Origin of the sequence: Dokdonia sp. (assembly GCF_039945015.1) — a bacterium.
Lineage (GTDB): Bacteria > Bacteroidota > Bacteroidia > Flavobacteriales > Flavobacteriaceae > Dokdonia.
In genome coordinates this window covers 91510-103983 of record NZ_JBDUXP010000009.1, presented here as the reverse complement: position 1 = coordinate 103983, position 12474 = coordinate 91510, and the positions used below count along the sequence as shown (strand labels likewise).

Here is a 12474-nt window from a genome sequence, read left to right as displayed (position 1 = left end):
TAGCAATTATTGTTGCTTGATTTCTTCTGTAAATGCCATTGATTTTACTTCCGGTTTAGAAAAAGCATATAAGGTCTCTTCTATATCTTCTTTGGTATGAGTAGCTGTTGGAATTACTCTTAAGAGCGCAAGTTTCTTAGGCACAACCGGGTAAGCTACCATTGAGCAAAATATAGAAAAATCTTTTCTTAATTTTTCAACCAGATGAATAGCTTTAACAATATCTCCAGATAAATAAAGAGGCGTAACGCAGGAATTAGTTTTTCCTATATCATACCCTAAATTTTTAAATCCAGTTTGTAATTCTTGTGTGTTTGCCCAAAGTTTATTTCTTAATTCTGGAGTATTACGCATGATATCAAGTCTTTTAATAGCCCCAAGAACATATAGAAGTGGTAATGTTCTAGAGAATATTTGAGAGCGCATATTGTATTTTAGATAGTCTATAACGTTGCTGTCTGCGGTAATAAAAGCACCCATACTAGCCATTGATTTTGTAAACGTAGAATAATAAATATCGATATGATCTTGTATCCCTTGCTCGGTTCCTGTTCCAGATCCATCGTGTCCCATCGTACCAAAACCATGAGCATCATCTACCATAACCCTAAAATTATACGATGCTTTTAGAGCGATAATCTCTTTTAATTTTCCTTGTTCTCCTTGAATTCCAAAAATCCCTTCGGTAATGACTAAGATTCCGCCTCCTGTCTTGTCTACTCTCTTTTCTGCTCGTTTTAAGTTTTGTTCTAAAGCATCTACATTATTGTGAGAAAAAGCATAGTGTTGTCCTACATGCAATCTAACCCCATCTACAATACACGCATGACATTCGGCATCGTATATTATAATATCATTTTTATCTACCAATGCATCAATACAAGAAAGCATCGCTTGATACCCAATATTTGTCACAAATGCCGCTTCCTTATTTACAAAGGTTGCTAGTTTTCTTTCTAATTCTTTATGATATGATGTTTCTCCCGTCATCATTCTAGAGCCCATAGGATAACTGCCGCCCCATTCATTAACAGTTTCAATCTCGACCTTGGTTACCTCTGGATGATTGGCCAATCCTAAATAATTATTAGAAGACCAATTAATACATTCTTGACCTTTGTAAAACATCCTATTTGACACTTTTCCTGTGAGTTCGGGAAACGTAATAGACCCTTCTATCTTGTTTTTCCAATTTCCGATAGGACCTTTATTTTCATATGTTTTTTTAAAAATATCGTGCATAATTAGTATTAGATAGGTGAGATATAGGGTGTTGATTATTAAATATATAGTGTTGTAATCTCTCTCAAGATATGTAATTTGTTATTAAATTATATCTATATCAGGAGATTATATGGTGTGAATAAAAGAAATTATCCAGTTTCTTAAAATATCTTTTTAGGCGATCTTTTTAAGATATACGCTTTCGCGAAAGCGTAACCCTCTATTATACTTCTACTATTTTCAGGACTCTATTTTTGATCTGTATTCAAAAAAGAAAAGAGTCCAATACGTTTAGGCTTTAGCATATTAAATTACTACTTCTCAAGTTTAATGAGAACTTTTTTTAATGCTAACTAAATTTTTAATTTATTATGAAAACACTAAGTAAAATGATCGTCGCGGTAATTGTTACAGCTGTATTATTGGGCTTTACCGTCGTAAACAAAACAACCGAGCCAAATAGCGAAACCATCGCTAATGATGGTGCGATTTATGTTGCAACAAATAAAACTTCTGGCAATTCTGTTGTAGGTTTTATACAGAATGATGATGGTTCTCTGGAAGCTATTGGCGAGTATGCAAGTGGAGGAACAGGAACCGGAAATATAGAAATATTTGATGGAGGATATGACCCTACTCACCCTCTTGCAGATGGTGTAGATCCATTAATTTCTGCGTATGGAATTTTTAAAACCAGTGATAGCAAACATCTTTTGGTCGTAAACTCTGGAGATGCAACAGTAAGTTCTTTTAATGTAAATAAGGACAAGAGTCTTACTCTTGCAAGTACGGTAGCTGCGGGAGATATACATCCTTTAAGTATTGCATCACATGGAGGAGTAGTTTATGTGGCTAGCTCTGGGAATGTAAAAACCCCTCCCTTTAGCGGAAACATTACGGGATATCGTATAGATGGATCAGGGAAGTTAACACCTATTGCAAATTCAACAAGGGACTTAAAAGCACGTCCTACTTGCGTTGCTTTTACATCTGACGGTAAATATCTTGTTGTTGCAGAATTAGTAAGCGGTTTAATCAAGGTGTATGGGGTTCAAGCCAATGGGATGTTAACAACAGAACCTATCTCCATGACAAAGTCTCCTCATGATGTTCAGAATGGTAGATGGTTGCCTATTCCTGTTGGATTTGATATAGTCAAAAAAGGAAATAAACATGTGATACTGGTTTCTGAAGCTAGATTTTTGGATAATGCAGGAATGCTCAGAGAAGAAGCAAACAAGGTACCTCAATCTCCAAAGTATTCATGGCAAACGGGATCTACGTCTTCATATACACTAGATAAAGCAGGGCAGATAAAAATGGTTTCTGGTGATGTTATGACAGGAGAGAATAAAGAAGGAGGACAAATTGCAAATTGCTGGGTAGAAGTTTCTCCAGATGAAAAGTATCTTTGGGCTTCCAATGCACTTTCTAGTTCTGTAACCTCTTATGATATAGGAAACAATGGCAGCTTAACTCTTAAAAACGAAAAAGCGTTTAAAATGAGTGACGAAAGCTTATTTTTTGGTGATAGTTTTGTTAGTAAAGATGGACGTTACCTTAACCAGTTGATAAGTAATAAAGGAGCGATTATGGTTTTTAAAATCATGCCAGAAGGTGATCTAGAAGAAATAGGTCTTTATACAGCATCTGGTTTACCAGCAGTTGGCGCATACGGATTAATTGTACTATAGGAATACATCTTTTAAATGTAATTAAACATTAATAAATAGCCTATAGCTTTTATGCTATAGGCTATTTTTAAAATAAGAAGTGATTTTAGCAATATACTAAGTGCTATTAGAAATATGTGCAGTTATAAGAAAAGGTATCTTTTATTGGTAATCAAGAGGTAAATTAAGTTGTTTTTCAAAAGTTTTAATACGATCTATTACAATCAACATACTTCTAATTTTTAATATATACGCTTTCGCGAAAGCGTAACCCACGATCTTAATCCTGTTAAAGATCAAGTGATGATTACAGATATCAATGAGAAATAAATAGCACTCATTAACTTTACTAGTTAATGTGCATACGAACTAAAGAAGAATATTTTTTAAGTATTTTGACCTATTTGACCGTTGTCAACTATCCAAGAAATGGCAGACATCCTATCTTTAATAGGAAAGTATTTTAAAGTCGCTTCTACTAATAATGCATTATCAAAAGCAGCAAGGGCATGAATCCATTTTCTATTTGTTACTAGCGCAATTTTATTAAAACGATTTGCATACTCTAAAGGGAATAAAGTACCTATGGTAGCGGCACTTAACGAGAAGCGTTTAATATTACTATCTTCTAGATATAGGTTAATCTTATCGTGTATCTCAAGTTTTTTTAAAATCTGAGACCGAAGATCTAAAATGGTCTTTTTGTCCATAGTGCCTTCTATAACGTAGCCTATGGTGTTATCTGCAAAACTAAAATCTATAAACATATCACTAGGGAATGACAATTAATTATAATGGTAAAGATACGGGAATATAATTTAATGATTATCAATTGAATAGTGTTTTATGTATTCAATAAATAAGATCTGGACCTCTTCTTATTTTTCTAGAAGAATATGGATTATTCTATTCTTAATATGTACGCTTTCGCGAAAGCGTATTCATTCTGAAAATAGAGGTATTCAGAGTTGTTTTTTGTACCCGGTCTAGGGGTTGCTTTGTATGCAATACGTATTGCCCAAAAGAGGAAAATAACGAGAGTCAGTACGTATTTAATTTCTCGTGTACCTTGTCTATCTCTCTGTCTACATAGGCTTGTGCATAGTGTACATAGCGGTTAAAGGAAGCACTCATATTGCTATGACCACTTATCTTTCTTACGAGATGTTCTGGCATGCCTAAGATGAGTAGGGTAGTGATAGCAGTACGACGCATCATATGCGAACTCATCTTATCACAAAAGCGTGTTTGCTTGGTTTGGTTTTTATTTTTTACAGCCTTGCCTTGTACTTCACGAGTTTGCTCTATCACATTGGTAAAACCAGCAAGTTCGCCTATGTGTTTCAAGTTTTTATTATAATTGAATAGTGTCAAAGATCCAAAAAGGAACGTTTTAGAACTACGGGTTCTATACTTTTTAAAAATAGCAACGGCATATTCTGGAAGCTTGATAAAACTATAGGTTTTGGTTTTTTGTGATTTGATTTTAAGATACCATTGATCGTCTTGTAACTCAAAATTTTTGATGGTCAATGTAAAAATATCCGAATACCGAAGTCCTGTAGTACAACCAAATACAAAAATATCTTTCACCTTTTTATGCATCGGTTTTAAAGAATCATGAAACCCCCGATCATGAATTAAAAACTTAAGCTGTTCTGGAGATAATACCAGGATATCTACTTCTTCTTTACGCACATATAAAAGCCTGTGATAATCTCCTGTATAGATGTCTTTATCATAGGAGAGATAGTTTAAGAATACTCGAATGATTTTAATATTAGAACCTACATAATTATCCCGACATCCTTTTTTGTAGAGGAAATTGGTGTAGTTTTTATAGAATTTTTTCCAATAATTTTTCTCTGAAAGACGTTCTCGTTTGGTAAGTTTGGTTGTGTCACAAATGCGTAACTCAAAAGAGGTTCCTTCTGTAAATTGCTCTAGATTATGAAGTACATACCTATAGTTGTCTATAGATTGTTTTTTGATACGCTCTCCATTCTTTTTTAAGCGTTTTCCTGTTTGTGTATCTTTTATAAACTGCCTAAAAAGAGGAAGTAATGGTTGTGTTTTTTTCATGAGTAATCAAATTAATATCGCATTGTTTACAAAAGAGGATATATGACCTGTGTGAATAGGTAACAGCATTTATCTTGATAGAAGAAAACAGTTCTTAGCCAGACTCGAATAGACATAGGTCATCTCTTTTGTAAACAACCGTTGGGTTAGTATACAATGAGTTAAAAAGAGATTATTTAAAAAGTATAACTGCTGTCAAACTGAACTCGTTTCAGTTTCTCATAGCATTACTAACTAATGCTGAGATTCTGAAACGAGTTCAGAATGACGTATTCAGTTACTTTTCAAATAACGTCTTTACAATATGTTAAGATTACTATGTTTTGGTATGCTTGTTAGGGTAGAGTTTATGAGTATTCTTTAAAATGATAATAATTAAAACTTTTATAGAGACCGAATATTTACAACGATACTCGGCCTCTTAATTATACTTAATTAATAATACAGATCCCCTTATTACTACAATAATTGTAGCCCGTGTATTAGTAAGTAATACTTTTAATTCTTTTAAAATAGCTCAATAAAAACTGCTTTTATTCTTTGTGCCTACTTACTCTATACGGCACTCGTCACAGACGAGCGCTAGCGGGGGGCTAATTCTTTTCGTAAATATTCATACGTGGATGATCTTCAATTATATCATCGTTTAGTAAAAGAATTATATCCTCTAGAACATCTGTAATATTAATTCTTGTTATAAATGCTTTTTCAGGTCTTTTTTCTCTTCCTTCCAATTTCATTAATCGATTTATTTGAGTAGCATTGATTTGTTCTTCATAATTTTCTTTTATGTACTTTATACTATCATCTAATAATTTAATTAAATAAATTCTCCTTTCTTTAGAGTTAAGATTATCTTCTAAAGATAGTGTAACCCATCCTACTGGTTTTATATCAATAATTGGATCAATTATATCTTTTAAATAATTTTCAAACCATAACAATACACCCTTATTTCTTACACTTTCTTTAAATAAAGACAAGCCTAAAATTAAAATAAAATCATTAGGGTCGATATATTTATCATTATATCTAATAATACTTGTTGACATTTTTTATAAATTACTGTGTATAAATTACTTTCTCTTGATTACTCTTACTCATTTTACTTACATGATCTTGTACTCTTTTTTTGCCAGCATTATCAAGTGCTCTCATATCAATGTTAAAAAAATCTGTAGTAGCCCCTTTATCACGAAAATGAGAGTCAATTGATTTTATAAAGCTATCAATATTAAAGCCTGAGTGATTTGGAGCACTAATCATATCAATAGATTTATTTTTATATCTTCCAGTAGTAAATATAAAATCACCAGATTTTGGATCAGTTTTCTTAACAGCTCTTAATGTTGTTTGGAAAGCATCTTCAATAATGGCTGCTCCTTCAGCTTCTAATAAACTATATACACCACTACCAGTTTCGTCAACAAAGTTTACTACTATTTCATCAGCTCTATTCTTTAGAGAATTAGTTTTAAGCATAGCAATTATAGCACTTATACCCGTACTACTTTCTGATTTAGCACTAGCTTTACTCGCTTCTAAAACTGCTTTTCTATAAGCACTAAGTTCTCCAAATGTATAGATTGCTGTAACCCCTTCAAACAATCTCATGCCGTCTTCAAAACTTGGAGTTCCAGTTCCTGCATTATAATCTTCTTCAAAGATACCTCTATTCCAACTAAATCCATATTGAGGAACTTCAACTTTAGTTTGATATCCGCCTTTATCTCCATAAACTACTTCTCCATAACCAAATGTGAAACCTCCTACTAATCCCGAAACAATGATGGTTGATGTATAAACAACTCCATCAACAATATCTTCTGAAGTTCCAACTACAAAATTGGCAGTCGCTGGTCCAGATTGAAATATTGTGAAAGGATTCAAAGTACTTGGCAATCTCCCTAACTCTAATCCTTCTAATTCAACACCATCTAACACTCTGTTTTCAGAAAAAGCATACGGAGAATTCCAAGGATATTCTTTAAACAATGGATCTTGAGCAAAAAACCTCCCAACTCTCGGATCATGCATTCTAAAGGTATAGTTCTGGCTATTCCCTACCCCTTTGATCTCATTATCGAGTTCTTGTCCTTGGAAGCCATACCTATAATCACTGGTATTAGCGTGTCTTCCTGGTAAAAGCATACCAAAAGGATAGTAATCTTATGTGTAAGAACATCAAGAATATAGTTACCTATATCATTTGTTTTTTGTTGAAAATCAGAAATTTACATATTAAATTTCAAACACATCACTTGTTTTTAAAAAGCTAAAATAATGGCTGTTTTTTGCCATATTGTGTCAAAAAATGCTAAAAAAACAGTCCGTTTTAATCATCATTTCAAGTAATTTTCTACTTATAAATATACAGTATCCGAATAGTTATTGTTCCTTATTTTTATAAAAATACTGCTTCTCTTTTTTATTAAACATGATATAAATAGAATCTCCAACTATTTTCAAAACTTTGATATGATCAATGGTACTTCCTTCTCTCTTTCTATATAATTTCCCATCAATTCTTAAAACTGCTGTTTTTCTTGTTTGACTGTTACTTTTTGTAAATCCTAAATAGGTGATGGTAGGCCAATGTATCGACATTGGTTTTTTATTTGTTTTAATTCTTGGTGTTGTTTCTCCAATTATAGAAGAGGCTCTTTTTTTTGCTGTATACTTTTTATCTAAAAATGGATCTCTATTGGAAAGGTTGAGTGCAAACACATTTTCTTTCTCTGCCCTATTTTCTGGAAGGCGTAATTGCTCTCCAGTATATGTAGCTGTGTCAGTTTGTTCATTAGAAGTACCGCCTCCAAAATATTTATAGGCAATCCCTCCATAGACAATTACCATGACTACAATTAACGCTATGTTTATTTTCTTTTTCACAACTAGTTAATCATAAAAGAGGTTATCTCACTATATGCACTCATATTTCCAGCGACATCATCTACACGTACACGCCAGTAGATAACTCCTGTATTTGTAAATGTATAGGTTGTCTCAGAAACATTTACTGTTACCGTATCTATTAGGGTTTCAAAATCTTCGGTTTCTGAAAACTCGATGACACTACTTCTTTCTGATTGTACATTCCCTGTGTCTGCACCTATCGACCAATCAAAATCTATCGTATCTGTATCAAACATGGCATCTTGAGCTGGTGTACCTAACGTGGGTGCTTCGGGTACAGATCGATCTATAAAAACGGAGCGTTCACTAAAGGTGGTTTGTGACTCATCATTTATCGCTTTGACACGCCATAAGTATTGCGCATCTTCTTCGTATACATTATTATCTACTTGAATAGAGGTCATCACTGTATTTTCTTGAGTCACGGTGGTTGTTCCGTTTAAAACTCTTAGTAATTCAAAATCATAGGAGTCTGCTGCTGCTAGCGCTTCCCAAGTATAAATCAATGTGGTATTGTTTGTAAATAGGCTATTGCTTGGCGTACTAAGCGTCACGCTTTGCGATGCCAGATCATCAGAAAAAACAACACTAAACGATGTAGACTCAAAAAACGGCGTGACATAGGCAAAATTTTCTGCGCGTACAGTCCAGGCATAATTTCCTGAAGGTAGATTTACTTGTAAAGAAGTGGCTGGTACTAGGGAGTCTAATACGAGACCTATATTTTGAATATCATTTTGTACTTGTAGTCTATATGCGTCTGCATCTTCTACAAAACTCCATTGAAAATTAACCGTATTTCCGTCTATCTGATTTCCCTGTAAAGGAGAAAAAGGGACAACTTCTTCATCAGAAATATCTTCTTCTAAAACATCATCACAGCTTATACATATAGCCATGAGCATGCATCCTATAAGGGTTATTATTTTATACTTTTTCATAGTTTTGAAATATTATTTTAAGAAACAATTCTTTGCGATTACGCCTATAATCTGTTTTGACAAAAAAATGAGTACTTGTTATTTTTGAGCTCGAAAACTCTTTTTCGATTGTATGTAAGAGTGTCATTACATTTTTATAATCTCCAGAAACGGTTACTTGATTGGTATACACCTTGAACTGATTAAAAGAGGCATGATGAATCCCTTCTATATCCACAATTTCAATATGTGAAGCTGTTTTTGAAATGAATTTAATAATCTGTTGTTGTATACTTTCGGGACTTACATTTACATCTCCTATGTACTTTTCTATCACCTTTATTTCTTGTTTCAGATACTGGATATCAGAAGTAAAATTTCTATTTTCGAGCTGATTAGATCGTAGTGTTGCTAGTTGTTTATCAATATGCAATACCTTCTTAAAATTCTTTTTATAAGAAGCCATAAGCATCAATACCGTAAGTATGGATGCGTATATGACTTTCTTTTTATAAGGTATATTTTTAAACATAATCTATAGCTTTATGATATTTCAACGGTAAGTTCAAAGCTTCCATCTAGGGATCTATTTCGCTCATAATCTGTCACCTCAATACGTTTTATCCATGACATCTCTTTTAACGCATCTATCCAAGTATCTACTGCGGTATCATCATTGCTTATTCCAGATATTTTTATGAGGTTAAAGTCAAGGTCTATCTTTTCATTTGGTTTTACTTTCTTTTCTGGCGGTTGTACTTCTAAGGAGATAAGTACAATCTCCGAAGGCACCGAATTTGTGATTCCAGAAATATATTCTGTAAACATGGCATTTCTATTAAACCCACTATGTGTAAGAATGTATTCCTTGTTTTTCTTGTCTTCAATAAGCTTGTCTATCGTGGCTTGACTTTGTTGTAGATATGATATCTCTGATTGCTTTTCAAAAAAGGCTTTTGAGGTGCGTGTTTTTAAAATATGGCCTATAAGCAACGAACAAATAATAAAGAGGATTGCGATAACACCCCCTTTTTTAAATATCTTTTTGTAATAACTATCTTCTCTATTCTTTTTAATAATTGCCTCACTTCCTATCACATAAGAAGCGTTTATTTTTTCTTCTATAAAAAGAGAAAGCGCCGTAAGATGTTGATGAGAGATTGATTCGTTAAGAACTGTATATATCGTTTCTTTTATGTCTTGACTTTTGTTAAAAGAAGTTATTTGCTTTCGCGAAAGCGTAACCTCACTACACCCTGTAGTAATCACAGATACTTCTTCTTCTATATATGGCAGTATATTTTTTACGACAAAAGGACCTAAAGTATATCGTATTACCTGAAAGTCTGCCTGTGTAAAATCTTCAAGTATGGGGTCTATCATATTCTTCCTTGTGTAGGAAACAAAAACGTCTGTATCTTGAATCATCTCATAGATATAGAAATCTTGAAGGTCTGCTCTAAAGAGTATTTTCTTTATATATCCTTCTTGATATGTCGTGTGTCTTGAAGCAATAGGATCGCCTTCAAAGTTGAGGAGGATAGGATAGTCATTTTTACAGGTCGAGATCACCTCAGAAAATGAAACATCTGTAAACTGATCTTCCATATAAAAATCACCTTGGGATTCATCTCGTATCAAAACGCCATGATATGTCACCGTTTCTTTAGAGAGGATCACACTGATGGCGTAATACCGTTTTGTGTTTTGTAATGGTGATTTTATGTTTATAGAAGAAGTCATACTTAATAGATAACAGTGGGTTTTATAAAGATGTGCAATTTTGATTTATCCTTTCTTTTGGTTCTGTTACTAAAGAACCATTTAATAATAGGGATTCTAGAAAGTACTGGAGCTCCAGTTCCGGAATTCTCTTTTTCTAATTCTTCTAGACCTCCTAAAAGAACCATCTCATTATTTTTAACTCGAATAGAAGATCCAAATCGTTGTGTTGCTTTATCCGGTGGAGCATTTTCTCCTGCTCTTCCTAAAAAGGAACTCCGTTCTACTTCGACACTAAGAGTAACATGTTCATCTTTTGAAACTACAGGCGTTATTTTTACACTTAGGTTTGCTTCGGTAGGTTTAAAGGTTCCTGATTGTAATATATTATCACTAATTCCTGAGTTAATAAGGGTGTTATTTTGTTCAAAATAATAGCTTGTTTCTCCTATAGAAGAGTTTGCTTCATGCCCATTTAGCGTGACTAGTTTTGGGGTGGAAGTTATCTTCACCATAGAGTTACTTTCCATAGCGCGTAGGTTGGCATAAAAGTTTTTGGTCACCTTTCCTAAGTTTATAAAACCAAGACCATTAAAGGAATCTATAAGACTATTTACAGATTCTGAATTGAGGCTTACATCGGAAGAAGGAAGGAAGGTCCCTGTCGTGGTTCGTTCTTGTTGATCGATTCCTAATTGAAGTCCGGTGTTAATATCATATCCTTTCTGATATTGAACAATCATCACTTCTATTTGTATTACTGGGACAACAACATCTATCTCTCTTACAAAATCTTTAAAGGCTTTGATTTGAGTTTTGGATCCTGTAACGACAAAACCATTTAAGTCTACAAATTCTTTAATCTCTATATCTTCGAGTAATGTTTGCGGTAGTGTTTCTAGAACCGTTTCTATAGATCTATTTTCTAGCTGGATAAGCTTGGTTTCTATCAAGCCATCGGTTTTGTGTTTTCCTATAAAATAGTATTCTCCTTCTTTATTAAACGTGTATTCTTTCCCTCTAAACATGTTCTCAAGCAGGTCATCAAACGAGATACCATTTGCAACTATTGTTGTTTTTATACTTTCTGCTGGGGTGTCATACATATAGTAATTTATATGAAGCTCTTCGGAGATTTGATCTATGATTTGCATACAAGAAGCATCTATTGCTTTGATATTAATAAATCCTGCTTCATCCAAGCTTATTTTGATTTCTCCAGGATTTGTTGCTTGTCTTGATGAACTGGAACTATTTCTAGGACGTCTCGGAGATGGTTTTGATTTTTCTACTACAGGTGTATTGTCTTTTTCTAGGTAATAAAAATCGTGCTCATCTTTGGTCAATATCAATCCATTTGATTTTGCCATCATTTCTAGTACTTGCTCATAGGGTCTATTAATGATATAGGATGATATTTTTTTGTCCTTGATATCTGGAGATAAGACAATGTTCTTATTTGTTGCGTCAATGATTGCTTTTGCAACTGCAGGTAAGGAATCATTCTTTAATTTAATAGACAAGAACTGGTTTTTATCATTATAGCTTACATCAATCACTTTGGGTGGTGGTGGGATTTCCTTTTTTTCTTGAGGCTTCTTTTTTTCAAAGACGATGATTCCATTTATGAATTGAACATCTAACTGGTAGCGTTGTACTAAAAAGAGGAGTACATCTTTTACAACAACATCGTAAAAATTACTACCCACCACTTGATCTAGATCATTTGATACACTAAAATTAAGCTCATGTTCTTCCCCTATAGTAGCGATAAGTTCTTGTAGCGTTAGTCCTTCTACATCAATACGCAATGTTTCCATCATCCCCTTTCTAGAAGCGGCTATATTGTCTAGTTCTTGACTTATTTTATCTGTGTTTATTTGTCCAAATATCTGTAAGGAACAAAGGGCAAATACTAAGAAAATTAATTGTCTCAT

Annotated in this window: 11 protein-coding genes and 1 pseudogene; 1 reads left to right on the top strand and 11 read right to left on the bottom strand. The window is 33.4% G+C overall.

Annotated features, from left to right (window positions below; all coding sequences use genetic code 11):
- Positions 1 to 6: 6 nt before the first annotated feature.
- A complete protein-coding gene (locus ABJD27_RS08090; protein WP_348172351.1) occupies positions 7 to 1242 on the bottom strand; it encodes a pyridoxal phosphate-dependent aminotransferase family protein in 1236 nt (411 codons plus the stop codon).
- Between the two features lie 353 nt (positions 1243 to 1595).
- Between ABJD27_RS08090 and ABJD27_RS08085 the strand changes: the two genes are divergently transcribed.
- On the top strand, positions 1596 to 2918 hold the full coding sequence (locus tag ABJD27_RS08085; protein ID WP_348172354.1) for a beta-propeller fold lactonase family protein: 1323 nt from the start codon (positions 1596 to 1598) through the stop codon (positions 2916 to 2918).
- Positions 2919 to 3283: 365 nt separating this feature from the next.
- Here ABJD27_RS08085 and ABJD27_RS08080 read toward each other — a convergent pair whose 3' ends face one another.
- The 10 genes and pseudogenes from ABJD27_RS08080 to ABJD27_RS08035 form a co-directional block, all read right to left on the bottom strand.
- The gene (locus ABJD27_RS08080) at positions 3284 to 3664 is read right to left on the bottom strand and encodes an STAS/SEC14 domain-containing protein (RefSeq protein WP_348172357.1); all 381 of its coding nucleotides are present in this window, start codon (positions 3662 to 3664) and stop codon (positions 3284 to 3286) included.
- A gap of 274 nt (positions 3665 to 3938) precedes the next feature.
- On the bottom strand, positions 3939 to 4979 hold the full coding sequence (locus ABJD27_RS08075; protein WP_348172360.1) for a tyrosine-type recombinase/integrase: 1041 nt from the start codon (positions 4977 to 4979) through the stop codon (positions 3939 to 3941).
- 593 nt (positions 4980 to 5572) lie between these two features.
- Positions 5573 to 6031, bottom strand: a complete 459-nt coding sequence (locus tag ABJD27_RS08070) for a hypothetical protein (protein ID WP_348172363.1) — start codon at positions 6029 to 6031, stop codon at positions 5573 to 5575.
- Between the two features lie 10 nt (positions 6032 to 6041).
- Positions 6042 to 6923: a hypothetical protein gene (locus tag ABJD27_RS08065; protein ID WP_348202031.1), complete on the bottom strand. Its 882-nt coding sequence runs from the start codon at positions 6921 to 6923 to the stop codon at positions 6042 to 6044.
- Positions 6915 to 7133, bottom strand: a pseudogene (locus ABJD27_RS08060) (RHS repeat-associated core domain-containing protein); the annotation flags it as partial. The pseudogene ABJD27_RS08060 and the gene ABJD27_RS08065, both read right to left, overlap by 9 nt.
- 234 nt (positions 7134 to 7367) lie before the next feature.
- Entirely contained in the window at positions 7368 to 7871 is a 504-nt protein-coding gene (locus ABJD27_RS08055; protein WP_348172366.1) for a hypothetical protein, read from the bottom strand.
- Positions 7872 to 7873: 2 nt separating this feature from the next.
- Complete coding sequence (locus ABJD27_RS08050) at positions 7874 to 8836, bottom strand: hypothetical protein (RefSeq protein ID WP_348172369.1); 963 nt, start codon at positions 8834 to 8836, stop codon at positions 7874 to 7876.
- On the bottom strand, positions 8823 to 9347 hold the full coding sequence (locus tag ABJD27_RS08045) for a hypothetical protein (RefSeq protein ID WP_348172372.1): 525 nt from the start codon (positions 9345 to 9347) through the stop codon (positions 8823 to 8825). Before ABJD27_RS08045 ends, ABJD27_RS08050 begins: the two co-directional genes overlap by 14 nt.
- Positions 9348 to 9358: 11 nt before the next feature.
- Positions 9359 to 10558 carry a hypothetical protein gene (locus ABJD27_RS08040; RefSeq protein ID WP_348172375.1) on the bottom strand — a complete coding sequence of 400 codons (1200 nt, stop codon included), beginning with the start codon at positions 10556 to 10558 and terminating at the stop codon, positions 9359 to 9361.
- Between the two features lie 2 nt (positions 10559 to 10560).
- Positions 10561 to 12474, bottom strand: coding sequence for a type II and III secretion system protein (locus ABJD27_RS08035; protein WP_348172378.1), 1914 nt, complete (start codon positions 12472 to 12474; stop codon positions 10561 to 10563).

Excerpts from the sequence above, each read along its gene's own strand:
- ABJD27_RS08090 (WP_348172351.1), bottom strand. The coding sequence starts at position 1,242 with ATGCACGATATTTTTAAAAAAACATATGAAAATAAAGGTCCTATCGGA.
- ABJD27_RS08085 (WP_348172354.1), top strand. The coding sequence starts at position 1,596 with ATGAAAACACTAAGTAAAATGATCGTCGCGGTAATTGTTACAGCTGTA.
- ABJD27_RS08080 (WP_348172357.1), bottom strand. The coding sequence starts at position 3,664 with ATGTTTATAGATTTTAGTTTTGCAGATAACACCATAGGCTACGTTATA.
- ABJD27_RS08075 (WP_348172360.1), bottom strand. The coding sequence starts at position 4,979 with ATGAAAAAAACACAACCATTACTTCCTCTTTTTAGGCAGTTTATAAAA.
- ABJD27_RS08070 (WP_348172363.1), bottom strand. The coding sequence starts at position 6,031 with ATGTCAACAAGTATTATTAGATATAATGATAAATATATCGACCCTAAT.
- ABJD27_RS08050 (WP_348172369.1), bottom strand. The coding sequence starts at position 8,836 with ATGAAAAAGTATAAAATAATAACCCTTATAGGATGCATGCTCATGGCT.
- ABJD27_RS08045 (WP_348172372.1), bottom strand. The coding sequence starts at position 9,347 with ATGTTTAAAAATATACCTTATAAAAAGAAAGTCATATACGCATCCATA.
- ABJD27_RS08040 (WP_348172375.1), bottom strand. The coding sequence starts at position 10,558 with ATGACTTCTTCTATAAACATAAAATCACCATTACAAAACACAAAACGG.
- ABJD27_RS08035 (WP_348172378.1), bottom strand. The coding sequence starts at position 12,474 with ATGAGACAATTAATTTTCTTAGTATTTGCCCTTTGTTCCTTACAGATA.